This window comes from Micromonospora sonneratiae (assembly GCF_042679305.1).
Classification (GTDB): domain Bacteria; phylum Actinomycetota; class Actinomycetes; order Mycobacteriales; family Micromonosporaceae; genus Micromonospora_H; species Micromonospora_H sonneratiae.
In genome coordinates, this window is sequence record NZ_JBHTMP010000047.1 from 22,366 (window position 1) to 36,770 (window position 14,405).

General features: G+C 69.7%; 15 protein-coding genes. 7 read left to right on the forward strand and 8 right to left on the reverse strand.

What is annotated here, in order from left to right; translation table 11 throughout:
* The first annotated feature begins 45 nt into the window (after positions 1–45).
* Positions 46–1,083, forward strand: coding sequence for a non-homologous end joining protein Ku (gene ku, locus ACFQ4H_RS25235; protein WP_377574957.1), 1,038 nt, complete (start codon positions 46–48; stop codon positions 1,081–1,083).
* A gap of 44 nt (positions 1,084–1,127) precedes the next feature.
* Here the strand turns inward: ku and ACFQ4H_RS25240 are convergent, their stop codons facing one another.
* The 4 genes from ACFQ4H_RS25240 to ACFQ4H_RS25255 form a co-directional block, all read right to left on the reverse strand.
* Complete coding sequence (locus tag ACFQ4H_RS25240; protein WP_377574959.1) at positions 1,128–1,517, reverse strand: PPOX class F420-dependent oxidoreductase; 390 nt, start codon at positions 1,515–1,517, stop codon at positions 1,128–1,130.
* 58 nt (positions 1,518–1,575) lie between these two features.
* Entirely contained in the window at positions 1,576–2,790 is a 1,215-nt protein-coding gene (locus ACFQ4H_RS25245; protein WP_377574962.1) for a hypothetical protein, read from the reverse strand.
* Between the two features lie 299 nt (positions 2,791–3,089).
* Positions 3,090–3,968: an ABC transporter permease gene (locus ACFQ4H_RS25250; protein WP_377574965.1), complete on the reverse strand. Its 879-nt coding sequence runs from the start codon at positions 3,966–3,968 to the stop codon at positions 3,090–3,092.
* Complete coding sequence (locus ACFQ4H_RS25255) at positions 3,965–4,876, reverse strand: ABC transporter ATP-binding protein (protein ID WP_377574968.1); 912 nt, start codon at positions 4,874–4,876, stop codon at positions 3,965–3,967. The genes ACFQ4H_RS25250 and ACFQ4H_RS25255 overlap by 4 nt, the downstream gene beginning before the upstream one ends.
* A 133-nt stretch (positions 4,877–5,009) precedes the next feature.
* Between ACFQ4H_RS25255 and ACFQ4H_RS25260 the strand changes: the two genes are divergently transcribed.
* Positions 5,010–6,248, forward strand: coding sequence for a sensor histidine kinase (locus ACFQ4H_RS25260; protein ID WP_377574970.1), 1,239 nt, complete (start codon positions 5,010–5,012; stop codon positions 6,246–6,248).
* The gene (locus ACFQ4H_RS25265) at positions 6,245–6,955 is read left to right on the forward strand and encodes a response regulator (RefSeq protein ID WP_377574973.1); all 711 of its coding nucleotides are present in this window, start codon (positions 6,245–6,247) and stop codon (positions 6,953–6,955) included. The genes ACFQ4H_RS25260 and ACFQ4H_RS25265 overlap by 4 nt, the downstream gene beginning before the upstream one ends.
* On the opposite strand, the gene ACFQ4H_RS25270 is transcribed toward ACFQ4H_RS25265, so the two are convergent.
* The 3 genes from ACFQ4H_RS25270 to ACFQ4H_RS25280 form a co-directional block, all read right to left on the reverse strand.
* Positions 6,915–8,342, reverse strand: coding sequence for an MFS transporter (locus tag ACFQ4H_RS25270; protein WP_377574976.1), 1,428 nt, complete (start codon positions 8,340–8,342; stop codon positions 6,915–6,917). The two genes, ACFQ4H_RS25265 and ACFQ4H_RS25270, sit on opposite strands and share 41 nt — an antisense overlap.
* Positions 8,343–8,532: 190 nt before the next feature.
* The gene (locus ACFQ4H_RS25275; protein WP_377574979.1) at positions 8,533–9,036 is read right to left on the reverse strand and encodes an anthrone oxygenase family protein; all 504 of its coding nucleotides are present in this window, start codon (positions 9,034–9,036) and stop codon (positions 8,533–8,535) included.
* Positions 9,037–9,055: 19 nt separating this feature from the next.
* Complete coding sequence (locus ACFQ4H_RS25280) at positions 9,056–9,886, reverse strand: NAD(P)H-binding protein (protein ID WP_377574982.1); 831 nt, start codon at positions 9,884–9,886, stop codon at positions 9,056–9,058.
* An 81-nt stretch (positions 9,887–9,967) separates the two neighbouring features.
* Between ACFQ4H_RS25280 and ACFQ4H_RS25285 the strand changes: the two genes are divergently transcribed.
* The 4 genes from ACFQ4H_RS25285 to ACFQ4H_RS25300 all read left to right on the forward strand — a co-directional run bounded on the left by ACFQ4H_RS25285 (position 9,968) and on the right by ACFQ4H_RS25300 (position 13,514).
* Positions 9,968–10,912 carry an AraC family transcriptional regulator gene (locus ACFQ4H_RS25285; protein WP_377574985.1) on the forward strand — a complete coding sequence of 315 codons (945 nt, stop codon included), beginning with the start codon at positions 9,968–9,970 and terminating at the stop codon, positions 10,910–10,912.
* A 132-nt stretch (positions 10,913–11,044) separates the two neighbouring features.
* Positions 11,045–11,872, forward strand: a complete 828-nt coding sequence (locus ACFQ4H_RS25290; RefSeq protein WP_377575032.1) for an SCO6745 family protein — start codon at positions 11,045–11,047, stop codon at positions 11,870–11,872.
* A 39-nt stretch (positions 11,873–11,911) separates the two neighbouring features.
* The gene (locus tag ACFQ4H_RS25295) at positions 11,912–12,571 is read left to right on the forward strand and encodes an HAD family hydrolase (RefSeq protein ID WP_377574988.1); all 660 of its coding nucleotides are present in this window, start codon (positions 11,912–11,914) and stop codon (positions 12,569–12,571) included.
* An 82-nt stretch (positions 12,572–12,653) separates the two neighbouring features.
* Positions 12,654–13,514, forward strand: a complete 861-nt coding sequence (locus ACFQ4H_RS25300; protein WP_377574991.1) for a MerR family transcriptional regulator — start codon at positions 12,654–12,656, stop codon at positions 13,512–13,514.
* A gap of 58 nt (positions 13,515–13,572) precedes the next feature.
* Here ACFQ4H_RS25300 and ACFQ4H_RS25305 read toward each other — a convergent pair whose 3' ends face one another.
* On the reverse strand, positions 13,573–14,403 hold the full coding sequence (locus ACFQ4H_RS25305; protein ID WP_377574994.1) for a DUF981 family protein: 831 nt from the start codon (positions 14,401–14,403) through the stop codon (positions 13,573–13,575).
* Between the last annotated feature and the right edge of the window lie 2 nt (positions 14,404–14,405).

Sequence of the window (14,405 nt, forward strand, 5' to 3'; positions counted from 1 at the left end):
TCAATCAGATGCGATCCTGGTCAATACCGGAAGAAGGAGCGGGGGATGCGGGCAATCTGGAAAGGCGCGGTTTCGTTCGGTCTGGTCTCCATCGGGGTCAAGCTCTATTCGGCTACCGAGGAAAAGGACATCCGCTTCCACCAGGTGCACCGCGAGGACGGCGGGCGGATCCGCTACAAGCGCACCTGCTCGGTCTGCGGCGAGGAGGTCAGCTACGACGACATCGCCAAGGGCTACGACATCGGTGGGGGCGAGATGGTGGTCCTCACCGACGAGGACTTCGCCGACCTGCCGCTCACCTCGTCCCACGCCATCGACGTGCTGGAGTTCGTACCGGCCGAGCAGGTCGACCCGATCCTCTACAACAAGGCGTACTTCCTGGAGCCGGAGGGTGCGGCGACCAAGCCGTACGTGCTGCTGCGCGACGCGTTGACCGATTCCGAGCGGGTGGCCATCGTCAAGGTGGCGCTGCGGCAGCGCGAACAGTTGGCCACCCTGCGGGTACGCGAGGGCGTACTGCTGCTCAACACCATGCTGTGGCCGGACGAGATCCGCAAACCCAGCTTCGGCTTCCTCGACGAGGAGATCAAGGTCCGGGGTCCGGAGCTGGCGATGGCCAGCTCGTTGATCGACTCGATGGCCGGGGAGTTCCAGCCGGACGCCTTCACCGACGACTACCGGGCCGCGTTGCAGGAGGTCATCGACGCCAAGGTCGAGGGCCGTGAGGTGGTGCAGCCGGAGGAGGTGGAGGCCCCGCCGGCCGCCGCCGTCGACCTGATGGCCGCGCTACGGGCCTCGGTGGACCGGGCCCGGGCCGCCCGGGGCGAGGCACCGTCCGGCGAGGCCCGCCAACCCACCCCGATCACCTCGGCCCGGTCCGCCCAGCGGGCCGCCACCAAGGCACCGGCCAAGAAGGCCGCTGCGAAGAAGGCGACCAAGAAGGCCGAGGGGGCGAAGAAGGCCACCGGCAAGAAGCCGGCGGAGAAGGCGGCCGGCGCCAAGGCGACCGGGCGGAAGGCAGCCGGCCGGTCGGGCGAGGAGAAGAAGACCGCCGCCAAGAAGGCCGCCCGTAAGAGCGCCTGACCGGCCCCGGACCGTACGACGTCAGCCGCGACGACCGTACGACGTCAGCCGCGTCCCAGCTTCTGGGTGGGGGTGATCCGTACGATCACCCGCTCCTCACCGGGCTGCAACGGGTAACGGTCCTGCCCCATGTACTTCTTCGCCAACCGGTGGATGTGCTCCTCGGCGCCCTCCTCGACCAGTTCCGCCGAGCCCTTCACCCACAGTGTCCGGAAGTCGTTGGCCCGGTCGACCACGGATACGGCCACCGAGGGGTTGCGGGCCAGGTTGTCGTACTTCACCCGCCCCTTGGCGGTGTTGAACACGATGTGCTCCCCGTCGGTGTCCACCCACACCGGGGTCACGTGCGGTGAGCCGTCCGTCTCGATCGTCGCCACGTGCGCGAGGTTCGGCTCGTTCAGCAGGTCCAGATCTTCCTTGGTGAGGATCGTCATGGTCGAAAGCTACCTCCGCGACCGGTTCCGCGTCCCCCTATCCGGTTCCAACCCGGCCCTACGTCACGCCGGTGCCGGTCCCGGTCTGCGAGCCGGGATGGTCCGGGCCGAGGTACCTCTTGGACCCTTCGAGATCCAACCGGGTCCCCTTGAGGTAGAAGTGGGTCCTGGCGAGGAGGCTCGGATCGTTCAGGACGACTACCAACTCGTCGGCGGTGTGCGGCACTCCCTTACCGGCCCGGTGGTCCTCAAGCAGGGTGTGGATGTCCCGGATCCCGGCTCGCGAGTTCCTGACGAAGCCGTCCAGGCTGAAGTGGATCTCCGACGCCAGGCGCATCACCGCCGTGATCCGCTCGATGAGCGTGCCCGAGATCGGGCAGCTCGGGCTCTCTGGATTGTGGTTCCCCCAGTCCCAGTACGGTGCCGCCCCGGCCGCCAGGCCGAACAGTTTCAGGGCCGGAATCTTGCTGCTGCCGGACTGCAGGTCCGGGGAGAAGCGTCGGTTGCCGCCACCTGCTCCGTGCGAGAAGTACAGGTCGGCGAAGCCCAGGGCAATCGAGCTCGGTGCCCCGTTGGTGTTGGCTGCCACCGGGGTCCCCGACGGTCTCGGGCTGCGCCGGACGTACGCCCAGACTCCGCCCTTGGCGCTGTGTGATCTACCGTCGCTGGACAGCGCCTGGTCGAGGACGAGTTTCTCCCGTATCGCGGTCGAACCGTGCCGGATCCCACCGGTGGTTATCTCGGTGATCTGGCCGACGCCACCGAAGATGGTCACGATCGTGTCGCCCACCCGCAGGTAGCTGTCGAAGGTCGGCCCGTTGTCGGACTTCTCGACCGCGTTCCGGTGCTGCGGCTGTTCGTCGAACGGCCAGTGGATGACGTTCTGTCCGGGCTGCGGCACCTCGATGGACCGCCAGTCAGCCTGGTCGCCCGCCTCCTTGTCGACCAACTGATACCCCCACGGCGGATAGACCGGCATCTTCCGGGTGTAGGCGTCCGGTTCCCACCGGGCCTCCTCCCGTTCCGGATTGACCCGCCAGGAACGCTGTACGGACACGGGCCGGGCGGCCGGGTCCGGTCGCGTCCGCCAACCGCCACCGGTCGGAATGTTCCCGGGATGCGCCAGCCGCTGGAGCACGCCCACCACCGCCGAGTTGCCGGCGGCGCGTTGCATCGCCAGGAGCGCGGCTGGGGCGAGGACCCCGCGCCGGGCCGCAACCGATGGCACGACAACCGGCGGTACGGCGAGCGGCGGCGCTGGGACGGAGTCCATGGGCTTCACCGCTCGATTGCCCCGATGGGATATTTCCGCCTCGGCATCAGCGGCCTGCCCGATCCGGCTACGCATCCTGGCCACCAACGGTTGAACACATGCAAAATACATTTACAACAACAGATGTGAAGGGCAAGGCCCAAAAGGGCAACGCGGGAACTCGGGGCGGACAGCGCTGCGGGGCAGCCGGAGTTCGGCTGCCCCTGACCGGCACATGAGCACCACATGAGCGGCCCCGGCCCGGCCGCACACGGCCCGTCGGCCCCCGGTTCGCAGGTCCGGCCCCGCCGGGCCCTGGCTCACACGTCCCGTCGGGACACGACGATCAGGGTGAGGATCGCAGCGACGAGCGGCCAGATCGCGTACACCAGCCACGATTCGGTGATCGTCGCCGGGTAGGGAACGGGCGGACCCAGGTTCACCAGGCTGATGTCGGTCAGCCGCCCCCAGGCGTTGAGCGGCAGGGCGTGGTTCAGGGCGGCCTTCCACGGCTTGTCCGCGTCGATGAAGGTCGGCAGCAGGAGCAGCACCACCGTCGCCGTGACGATGGTGGTCGCGGTGTGCCGGATGAGCGCGCCGAGACCCATTCCGACCAGGGCGCACACCACCGGGAGCAGGGCGGATGCCGTGACCGCCCGTAGCGCCCCCGGGTAGCTGATCGACAGACCGGCGTTCCGGCCGGAAAGGATCGCCTGGGTCACCCCGAACGAGGTGGCGGCGACGACCGCCCCGTAGCCGAGCATCACCGGTGTCACGACGAGCAGTTTGGCGGTCATCACCGAACGGCGGGCGGGTACGGCCGCAAAGGTCGTACGGATCAGCCCGCTGGAGTATTCGCCGACGACCGTGATCGCGCCGATGCTGGCGGTGGCGAGGATGAGGACCAACACGGCGGGGTCGGTGAAGGCGTCCCGGATCGCCCAGGTCGGGACGAAGTTGTCCCTTATCCCCTGGGAGTATGCCGGCCAGTTGTCGTAGTCGGAGAGGGCGGCGTTCACGTTGATCCCGATGACGATCAGGGCACTGACCGCAAGGCCCCAGCAGGTCGAACGCAGGGACCACAGCTTGATCCACTCTGCGACGAAGAGGTCGGTGAACCTGACCCGGGGTTCGGTGACGGCTGGCGGGATCGTTCGGGCTGACGGGATCGTTCGGGCTGACGGGGTCGGCGCGGTCATCGGGGGGCTCCAGCAAGGTATTCGACGCTGTCGGCGGTGAGTTCCATGAACGCCTTCTCCAGCGAGGCGGTGTGCGTGGTCAACTCGTGCAACATCACCCGGGCGTGGAAGGCGAGTTCGCCGATCCGGGCCGCATCCAGCCCGGTCACGGTCAGCGAACCGTCCTCGTCCGGCCGTACCGACGCACCCTCGGTGGTCAGCAGGGTGGTCAGCCCGGCAGGGTCCGGGGTCCGTACGGTCACCGCCGGGCCGGTGCTGCGGGCGGCGAACTGGGCCAGACTCTCCGCGGCGATCAGCTCGCCCCGTCCGATGACGATGAGTTGGTCGGCGGTGTTCTCCATCTCGCTCATCAGGTGGCTGGAGACGAACACCGTCCGCCCCTCGGCGGCCAGCCGACGGAACAGGCCGCGTACCCAGAGCACGCCTTCGGGGTCCAGGCCGTTGATCGGCTCGTCGAAGATGAGCACCGGTGGCTCTCCGAGCAGGGCGGCGGCGATGCCGAGCCGCTGTCGCATGCCGAGCGAGAACCCGCCAATGCGCCGCCGACCGGCAGCGGCCAGGCCGACCTCCTGGAGTACCTCGTCCACCCGGCGGCGCGGGATGCCGTTGCTACGGGCCAGGGCGGACAGGTGCGCCACCGCACTCCGACCGCCGTGCACGTCGTGCGCGTCGAGTAGCGCGCCGACCTGCCGCAGCCCGCGTGGACGGTCCCGGAACGGTCGGCCGTCGATGGTGGCGGTGCCACTGGTGGGATCGTTGAGGCCGAGGATCATCCGCAGGGTGGTGCTCTTGCCCGCTCCGTTCGGGCCGAGGAACCCGGTGACCTGCCCGGGTCGCACCGTGAAGGTCAGGCCGTTTACCGCGTTGACCTTTCGATAGCGCTTGGTCAGTTCGTTGACTTCGATCACCTGGCCAACGCTGCCGCAGTTCACCCCGGCGGCGCAGCCGGCCGTGGACCACATTCGCGCGGGCACCGTCCGCCCGTGGGCGTACGCCCCTGGGCCAATGCCGTACCGGGAGGCCCGTATCTACCATCGGCGGGTGACCACCAGCCCGCCTCCGACCCGGCCTCCGACCCGGCCATCGACCCGGCCGTCGACCCGGCCCGCACCGGGTCGGCGTTGGGCGTCGGTTGCCTGGGCCGTACTCCGGTGGTTCGGGGTCGTCGCGGTACCACTGGTCCTGTTCGTCCTGGTGAACCACGGGGCGAACAACGACACCGAAATTTCGCTGTTCCGGTACGTCCTGCCGGTCCTGGTCATGGCGCTGCCGGCCGGCCTGTTGCGGCGTCACCCGGTGCCGGCTATGGCCATGATGCTCGTCGCGGCACTCGTCGTGGCCGCAGCGGTGCACAGCTGGGAAGTCGGCTATCTGAAGGACATCCGATATCTCCAGTTCCTGACGATCGACCTCGCGGTGGTGTACCTCACAGCCACCCGGTCCCGCTGGTTCTCGATCGTCACCGCCTTCGTGGCACTGGTCGGGCAGGCCGTCGCTGCGGCGACGAACCCCGAGTGGATCGACGACCTCGCCGCGGAAGCCATCCTCTACACCCTGGCGATGATCACCGCCTGGATGATCGGCAACTCGATCCGTCAGCGCCGGGAGCACGCCGCGGCGCTGCGGGTGCAGGCCGCGACGCAGGCCATCACCGCCGAGCGGCTGCGGATCGCCCGCGAACTGCACGACATGGTCGCGCACAGCATCGGCATCATCGCCATCCAGGCGGGTGTGGGCAGCCGGGTGATCGACACACAGCCGGCCGAGGCCCGCAACGCGCTGAGTGCCATCGAGACCACCAGCCGGGAGACCCTCGCCGGGCTGCGGCGGATGCTCGGCGCGTTACGCCGGGCCGAGCCGGATTCCGATTCCGAGCCGGTGCCGCTGGACCCGACGCCGGGGCTGGCCGACCTCGACCGGCTGGTCGCCTCGGCAGGGGACGCCGGTATCCGGGTCGACGTGCAGTGGCGGGGACAGCGGCGGTCGGTACCACCCGACATCGACCTGTCGGCGTACCGCATCGTCCAGGAGGCGGTGACCAACGTCGTACGGCACGCGGGCACCCACGACTGCCGGGTGGTCGTCGACTACGCGGACGAGGAACTGTCCGTCGAGGTCGTCGACGACGGCCGGGGCGGTGCCGTCGGCGGTACCGGTTACGGCATCGTCGGGATGCGGGAACGGGTCAGCCTGCTGCACGGCCGGTTCACCGCCGGGCCACGCCCGGAGGGCGGCTTCCGGGTGACCGCCCGACTACCACTGCCGACAGGAGCCCGATGACGATCCGTGTGGTACTCACCGACGACCAGCCGCTGGTCCGGGCCGGGCTGCGCGTACTGCTGGCCGACACCTCCGACATCGAGGTCGTCGGCGAGGCCGCGAACGGGGCGGAGGCGGTCCAACTGGTCAGGGAGCTCCGTCCCGATGTCGCGGTGATGGACATCCGGATGCCCGGGATGGACGGTATCGAAGCTACCCGGATCATCACGGCCGGCAGCGGCAACCAGACCGGTGCGGACGGCAGCAGCGGGCGCTCGACGGAGGGCGGTACCGGGCGGACGCGGGTGGTCGTCCTCACCACGTTCGACGACGACGAGTACGTCTACGGTGCACTTCGTGCCGGGGCCAGCGGATTCCTCGTCAAGGACATGGTGCTGGAGGACATCCTCGGTGCGATCCGGGTCGTCGCCGCCGGGGACGCGCTGATCGCGCCGAGCGTCACCCGCCGGCTGATCGGGGAGTTCGCCGGGCGGCCCGAACCCAGCCGGAGACCACGGGCGATCGAGGGCATCACCGAACGCGAGCGCGAGGTGCTGACGCTCGTCGGGCAGGGCATGTCCAACAGCGAGATCGCCGCTCAACTCTTCATCAGCGTGGCCACGGCAAAGGCGCACGTGGCCCGGCTGTTCACCAAGCTCGACGCCCGGGACCGCGTCCACCTCGTGATCATGGCGTACGAGTCGGGTCTGGTGAGTCCGCCCCGGTGACAGCCTCCGGGGCGACCTGCCGGGGAGTGCTCATCTGCCGGTAGGCGATCACGCCCACGACGGCGGCCAGGATGCCACCGCCGAGGATCACCGGCCGGGTGCCGTCGATGATCATCGTGGTGTCCCACAGGGTGAGGGTCCGTGGCCTGACCAGGGTGACCAGCAGCGGCGCGACGGCCACCGAACAACCCGCCACCACCTTCAGCATCGACTGGTAGAGCGCGTTGATCCGCCCGCGCATCGCGTCCTCGACCCGCGAGCCAATGATCGTGGTGCCGGTCAGGAACGCCATCCCCGCACACGCCCCCACCAGCGCGACGGCCAGCATGGAGAAGGCCAGGTGCGGGGAGAACGCGACCGGGACCAGCCCGATCCCGGCGGAGACGATGGCGATGCCGAACACCCGCTCGTGCGACAGCCTCCGGGCGAGCCGGGAAACGCCGACCAGGCCGACGACCAGCCCCGCGAAGATCGACAGGAGGAGCAGCCCGAAGGCCGCCTGGCCGCCGAGCAGGCTCAGCGCGTAGGTCTGTGCGGTGCCGACGATGGCACCCCCGGCGGCGAAGGCTCCCATCATGCCGACCAGCAGGCCGCGTACGAGCGGGGTGCCCCGGATGTATGCGGCGCTGTCGCGCAGCATCCGTACGGCGTTCGGCCCGCCTGCGGCGGCTGTCTGCGTCCCTGCGGTGTTGGCCGGATCATCATGCTCGGGTACGGCCTGCGCGGGCCGCTGCGACAGCTCAGGCAGCGCCGTGGCGATGATCATCGCACTGGTCAGGTAGAGGAGTGCCGCGAGGACGACCGCGATCTTGGTCAGACCGACCGCGTCGAGGACCTCGGGCGGCACGCCCAGCGTGGTGCCGGCACCGGTGATCAGGGTGAACAGGCCGCCCCCGACGAGGACCGCGACACCATAGGTCATGACCAGGCCCAACTGGGTGGCCGACTCCATCTGCGCCGGCCGGCGCAGCAGGTTGGGCAGCGCCGCGTCCTTCGACGGAATCCACATGATCGTGGCAGCCTGGACCAGGAAGGTCCCCGCGAAGATCCACCAGTAGCTGCCCACCAGCACGATCGACAGCAGCAGACCGGCTCGTACCAGGTCGGCGACGACCATGATCACGCGTCGGTTGAACCGGTCCGCCAGCAGTCCGCCGATCGGCGCGAACAGCAGCCCCGGCAGCAGGTTCGCGAACAGCACGCTGCTGAACGCGGCGTTCGCCCCGGTCTCGCTGGAGGCCAGCAGGCCGGCCAGCGCGGCCAGCGCCAGCAGGGACAGCCAGTCTGCGGAGCTACAGAAACCGGTGACCATCCACAGCCGCCGGAACGGCCGTAGTGCCAGTACCTGCCGGGCCCGACCAATGGTGGAAGTGCGCGGATCCGGCAACACACTCCCCGTGGCGCCGACCGCCGTCTTCCCGCCCCCGCTAATCCCCGACCCACTCTCATCCAGGTTGCCACCCGACGCGCCCGGGACCAACACCAACAGCAACCATCCGGTACGTCGAGGCAGCATAACCGGCGGGCGCACCCGGCCGGTTCCAGCGGACCCGGTCGGCTCGATCAGCCACCCCGGGTCATGCCCCGGTTACGCGCCCGTACGACACGAGTGCCCAGGCGAGGCAGCCGAACGCGCCGGTGCAAACCACCGCACGGGCGATGTTCCAGCGGACCCAACCCGCCTCGAACCGTTCCCGGATCGCTGCGAGCGCGGTGACGTCGCCGAGGTCACCGGCGCTGGCCAGCGCGTTGTTGAGTGGGATGTTGGCGCCGAAGGTGATGACGAGCATCACCGCGCAGAGAACGAACGCGGCGGCGATCCAGGGCAGTACGGATCGTCCGTCAGCGCGAAGGTGGAGTACGGCGGCCACGGCGGTCAGCAGTGGCGCACCGACGAAGATGACGGCGAACCAGCCGTTGAGGATCGCCTCGTTGATGTGGCGCATCGCGCTGACGAAGGTCCGGTCGTCGGTTCTGCCCAGTCCGGGCATGACGGAGCAGGCGTAGGCGTAGAACAGGCCCGCGACCAGCCCGGTGGTGAGGGTCGCCGCGATCAGCGTGGCGACTCGGAGTAGTGCCATGTCGGATTGCTCCCGGTGGTCAACGGTTCCAGACGCCGCTGGCGGCGGCATCGCGGACGTAGTCAGTGAAGTCTCGGGGTGCTCGGCCGAGCGCCTGTCGTACCCCGTCGGTGAGGTGGGCATTGCGGCCGTCGAGGACCCGGGTGAACAGGTCGGTCAGCGCGGTGACCTGCTCGACCGGTACGCCGTGTGCGGTCGCGGCGGCGGCGTACCGGTCGGGGGAGACCGGCACGTACCCGACTTCCCGACCGACGGCCCTGCTGATCTCGGCGGCGGCCTCCGCGAAGGTGAGCAGGCGGGGACCGGTCAGGTCGTAGAGACGGCCGGTGTGCCCGTCTCCGGTCAGGGCCGCGACCGCCACGTCGGCGATGTCGTCGGCGTCGATGAACGGCTCAGCCACGCTGCCGGCTGGAAGCGCAATCTGGCCGTCGAGCACCGGCCCGAGGAGGAAGTGCTCGCTGAAGTTCTGGAAGAACCAACTGGCCCGCAGAATGGTCCAGTCAGCACCGGAGTCCCGTACGGCCTGTTCGCTGGGGATGGCCTCTTCCTCACCACGTCCGGACAGCAGCACCAGCCGTCGGGTGCCGCCGTCCACCGCGAGCCTGGTGAACGCCCGGATCGCGTCGGCGGCACCGGGAAAGGCCAGGTCCGGGTAGAACACCAGGTACACCGAGTCGATGTCGCGAAGTACGGGCGCCCAGGTGTCCTGGTCCGTCCAGTCGAATGGTGTCGCCGCGGCGCGGGAGCCGACCCGTACCGGCAGGCCGCGTGCGGTGAGTCGGGCGGCCACCCGACGGCCGGTCTTTCCGGTGCCGCCGAGGACCAGAATGGTTTTCGTGCTTTCGGTCATGTCACCAGCCAAGCCCAGTTTGCTGCGATGATCCATGGCTGAAAAGCGCTGAACCATGTTCCATCGTCTACGCTCGGGCCGATGGACGCTTTGGTGGGACTACTGGACGGGCCCCGGGCCCAGGGAGCGTTCCTGCTGCGGTCCATCCTTGATCCACCGTGGAGTCTGCGGATCCAGGATCAGGCACCGCTGACTCTGCTGGCGCTCGTACGGGGCGAGGCCTGGGTGGTGCCCGAATCGGGTGATCCGGTGCGGCTGCGCGCCGGGGACGTCGCGATCACGCGCGGCCCGGAGCCCTACACGGTGGCCGACCACCCGGCCACCCCACCTCGGGCGGTGATCCATCCCGGGCAGCGGTGCAGCACCCCGACCGGCGAACACCTGACCGACCTGACGGAGCTGGGGATCCGCACCTGGGGTGCCAGTTCGGGCGGTACGACCGTACTGGTCACCGGCACGTACCAGTTGGCCAGCGAGGTCAGCCGCCGACTGCTCTCCGCGTTGCCGGCACTTCTGGTCGTCCCCGACGACCTGTCGGACAGCCCCCTCGTCCCGTTGCTGGCCGAGGAGATCGCCAGGGACGAGCCGGGCCAGACGGCGGTCCTGGACCGGCTGCTCGACCTGCTGCTCATCGCCACGCTGCGGACCTGGTTCGCCGGCCAGGAGACGCGCACCCCGGCCTGGTATCGGGCGCACGGCGATCCGGTGGTGGGACGGGCGCTACGGTCGCTGCACCACGAACCGGCCCGGGCGTGGACGGTGGCCAGCCTCGCCGCCGACGCCGGCGTTTCCCGGGCAGCACTCGCCCGCCGGTTCACCGATCTCGTGGGTGAACCGCCGATGACGTACCTTGCCGGCTGGCGGCTGGACCTGGCCGCCGACCTGTTACGTCACTCGGACGACACGATCGGCGCGATAGCGCGACGGGTCGGCTACGGCAGCGCGTTCGCTCTCAGCGCCGCCTTCAAGCGGGCGCGTGGAATCAGTCCACGGGGCTACCGCGTAGGGACGTCCCACGACGACTGACCCCACGGCGTCGACCCGGCACTCCTGTCCGCAGGGACGATTCCTGCCCCCGACGGTCTTCCCTCACGCCTGAACCAGCGTTAAGTTCAACTCGTGGACACGATCGACGACCCACAGCGGCTGGCCCGACTGATGTGGACGCATTTCGAGCCGGTGCACGCGATCACCTACTTCCATCCACGCTCCCGGGCGGCATACGAGGCTGCCGGGTTGCGTGGCACCTGGCGTGGCTACTTCGCCGGCCGGGCCGCACCGCTGGGTGCGGTGGCGGCGGCTCCGGTCGTCGCCGCGTTCTTCGGGTTCGCCCCCGACATGGTGGCTCGCGCCCTGCCCTCGGTATGGCAGTTGGCCACCCCGCAGGAGGCACTACGCACCCGGCTCACCGGGGCGGTGCAGGCACTCGCCGAGCTGACCTACGACCTGCCGGAGACCCAGCTCGCCGAGGCCGCCGAGCTGTTGGAGGCAGCGGCTGGACGACTCGACCACGCTGGCCGGCTGCTGGGCGCGGTCAATGCCGCGCTCCCCCGGCCCGATCAGCCCCTCGGCCGCCTCTGGCAGGCGGCGACCACACTGCGTGAACACCGGGGCGACGGGCACATCGCCGCGCTGGTGACGGCCGGGTTGGACGGACCCGAGTCACTGGTCTGGCGGGCCAGTCTCGACATGACCCGGCAGGCGTTGCAGCCCTACCGGGGCTGGACCGACGACGAGTGGCAGGCGGCGCTGGACCGGCTGACCGTCCGGGGCTGGCTTACCCCGGAGGGCCAACCGACCGAGACCGGTCGTACGGCCTTCCAGGCCATCGAGGAGGCCACCGACCGGGCAGCGGCCGGCCCGTGGCGGGCGCTCGACCCGGCGGAGATCCGACGGCTGCGCGAACTGCTGGCCCCGATCGCCCGCGCCTGTTACACCGTGCTACCGGCCAGCATGCCGATCAGTCTGCCCGCCCCGGTTGGATAGCCGACGGTCGTCCGCCGTCGATCCGGCAGGATGTGAGGCGTGACGGATGCGGTGATCTTCGACCTGGACGGCGTGATCGTGGACTCCGAGCCGGTCTGGGAGCAGGTGCGTCGGGCGTACGTCGCGGCGCACGGCGGCCAGTGGCAACCGGACACCCAGCACCGGCTGATGGGGATGAGCACCGGTGAGTGGTCGCGCTACCTCAGCGGCGAGCTCGGCGTCGACCGTACGCCCGAACAGGTCGCCGAAGAGGTGATCGAGGAGATGACCCGGCGGTACGCGGAACACGTACCGCTGATCGACGACGCCGACCGGGTCGTCCGCCGGCTGGCCGCGCGGTGGCCGCTGGGGTTGGCCAGCTCCTCACCGACCCGGCTGATCGCGGCGGCGCTGACCGCCACCGACCTGACCGACGCCTTCCGGACCACGCTCTCCACCGAGCAGACCGCCCACGGCAAGCCCGCGCCCGACGTCTACCTGGCGGTGGCGCAGCAGCTCGGTGTCGACCCGACGCGCTGCGTCGCGATCGAGGACTCGTCCAACGGTGTACGCTCCGCAGCCGCCGCCGGGATGCGGGTGATCGCGGTGCCCCACTCGGCGTATCCGCTCGACCCGGATGCCCAGCAGCGGGCCACGCTGGTCCTGCCGGCCATCGCCGAACTGACCGAGCAGACGATCGCCACCGCGGTTGGACGTTAGGAAGGGCTTGCTCCTGACGTAACGTCAGGTCCTAGCGTCGGTCGCATCGCCGCAACGGCGGCGACGCGAGAGGGAGTTTGACGTGGGTGAGCCCGGTGCGCGGACGTGGAAGATCGGTGAGCTGTCCCGGCTGACCGGCCTGACCGTACGGACACTGCACCACTACGACCATGTCGGGCTGCTCCGGCCGTCGGGGCGTACCGGGACGGGACACCGGCGCTACGACGAGTGGGACGTGGCCCGGCTGTACCGGATCCTGGCGCTGCGCGAGTTGGGCCTGCCGCTGGAGAAGATCGGTGGCCTACTACTGGCGGAGGGTTCCGACCAGGCCGAGGGTTCCGACCAGGCGGAGGGTTCCGACCAGGCCGAGGGTTCCGACCAGGCGGAGGCCGACGATCGGGCCGGTGGTTCGGATCGGACCGCTGGTCCGGACCTGGCTGCCCTGCTGCGGGAGCATCTGGGGCACGTCGAGGCGCAGTTGACGGCGTTCCGTCGGCTGCACCGCCGGCTGGCCACGCTGCTGTCCGCCGTACGAGGGGCCGGGCAGCCCACGTCGACCGATCTGCTCGCCCTGATCGAGGAGATGAGCAAGGTGGAAGAGACGATCAAGAACTACTTCACCGAGGACCAGTTGGCAGCCCTCGACGAGCGACGGCAGCGGCTCGGTGACGCGGTGATCGAGAGCGTGCAGGACGAGTGGCCGGAGCTGATCGCCAAGGTGCAGGCCGAGTTCGACGCCGGGACCGACCCGGCCGACCCGAGGGTTCAGGCCCTCGCCAAGCGCTGGATGGAACTGCTGGAGGCCTTCCACGGTGGTGACCCGGGGCTACGGGACTCGCTCTACCGGATGCAGGCGGAGAACAGCGAACAGATCAGCCAGCAGTACGGTGGCCCGTCACCCGAACTGATCGAGTACGTGACGCGGGCCAACGCCGCCGGCTGAACAGCGCAGCGGGGGTGGTGCACCAGGCTGGTGCACCACCCCCGACGTACGAACCGGGTTACTGGGTGTTGACGATCAGGCCGATGTGCGTGAAGAAGTTCAGCGCACCGAAGAGGGTGAAGGCGATGCCGGCCAGCCCCCAGGCCACCCCACCGATGACGACCAGGGGCCGGCTGAACCGGCGCAGGGCGAACGGGAGGAGTACCGCGCCGATGCCGGTCAGGACGTAGAGGCCGGAGATGAAGGTGGCCTCTACCAGCGGATACTCGGCGAACTCGCCCGAGATCGGCTCCTCCGGCGGGGCGGCGAAGAGGGTGTACGTCCAGCCTGCGGCGGCGATGGCGAAGCAGGCCAGCCCGAGCGCGAAGACGAACACCGAGATTGGTGCGACCAGTTGCCGGATGTGTTCCCGGCGGTCGGTTCCGACCCCGCTGCCAGGCACCCCAGCCCCGGACGCAGCCGATCCGGCCCCGGAGGCAGCCGACCGGGTGCCGACCGGTCCCGGCCCGGCGGCAGCTGACACATCCCCGGCCGCCACCGATTCGAACAGCGGGGCGCGCCGCCACAGTACGATCGCGCCGCCGAGCAGCAGTGCGCCGAACGCCAACGCCGGCTCGCCGAAGATGATGTTGTCGAAGGCGAATCCCCCGCTGGCCAGCGGCCAGGTCAAGGTCATGTGCAGTCCGGTCAGAAAGAGAATCGCGCCGAGGATCGCGAAGGCGACCGCCCACCCTTCGGCGACGATCGGTTTGTGGTCGACGATCCGCCGCCCGAGGGCGACCACCAGGAGGAGTCCGACTCCCGCCGCCACCGCCATGATCGTGTTGTAGGTGGGCATTTCCACCCAGTTGATCTTCAGGCCGTCCTCCGCCAACGTGCCGGTAACCATCC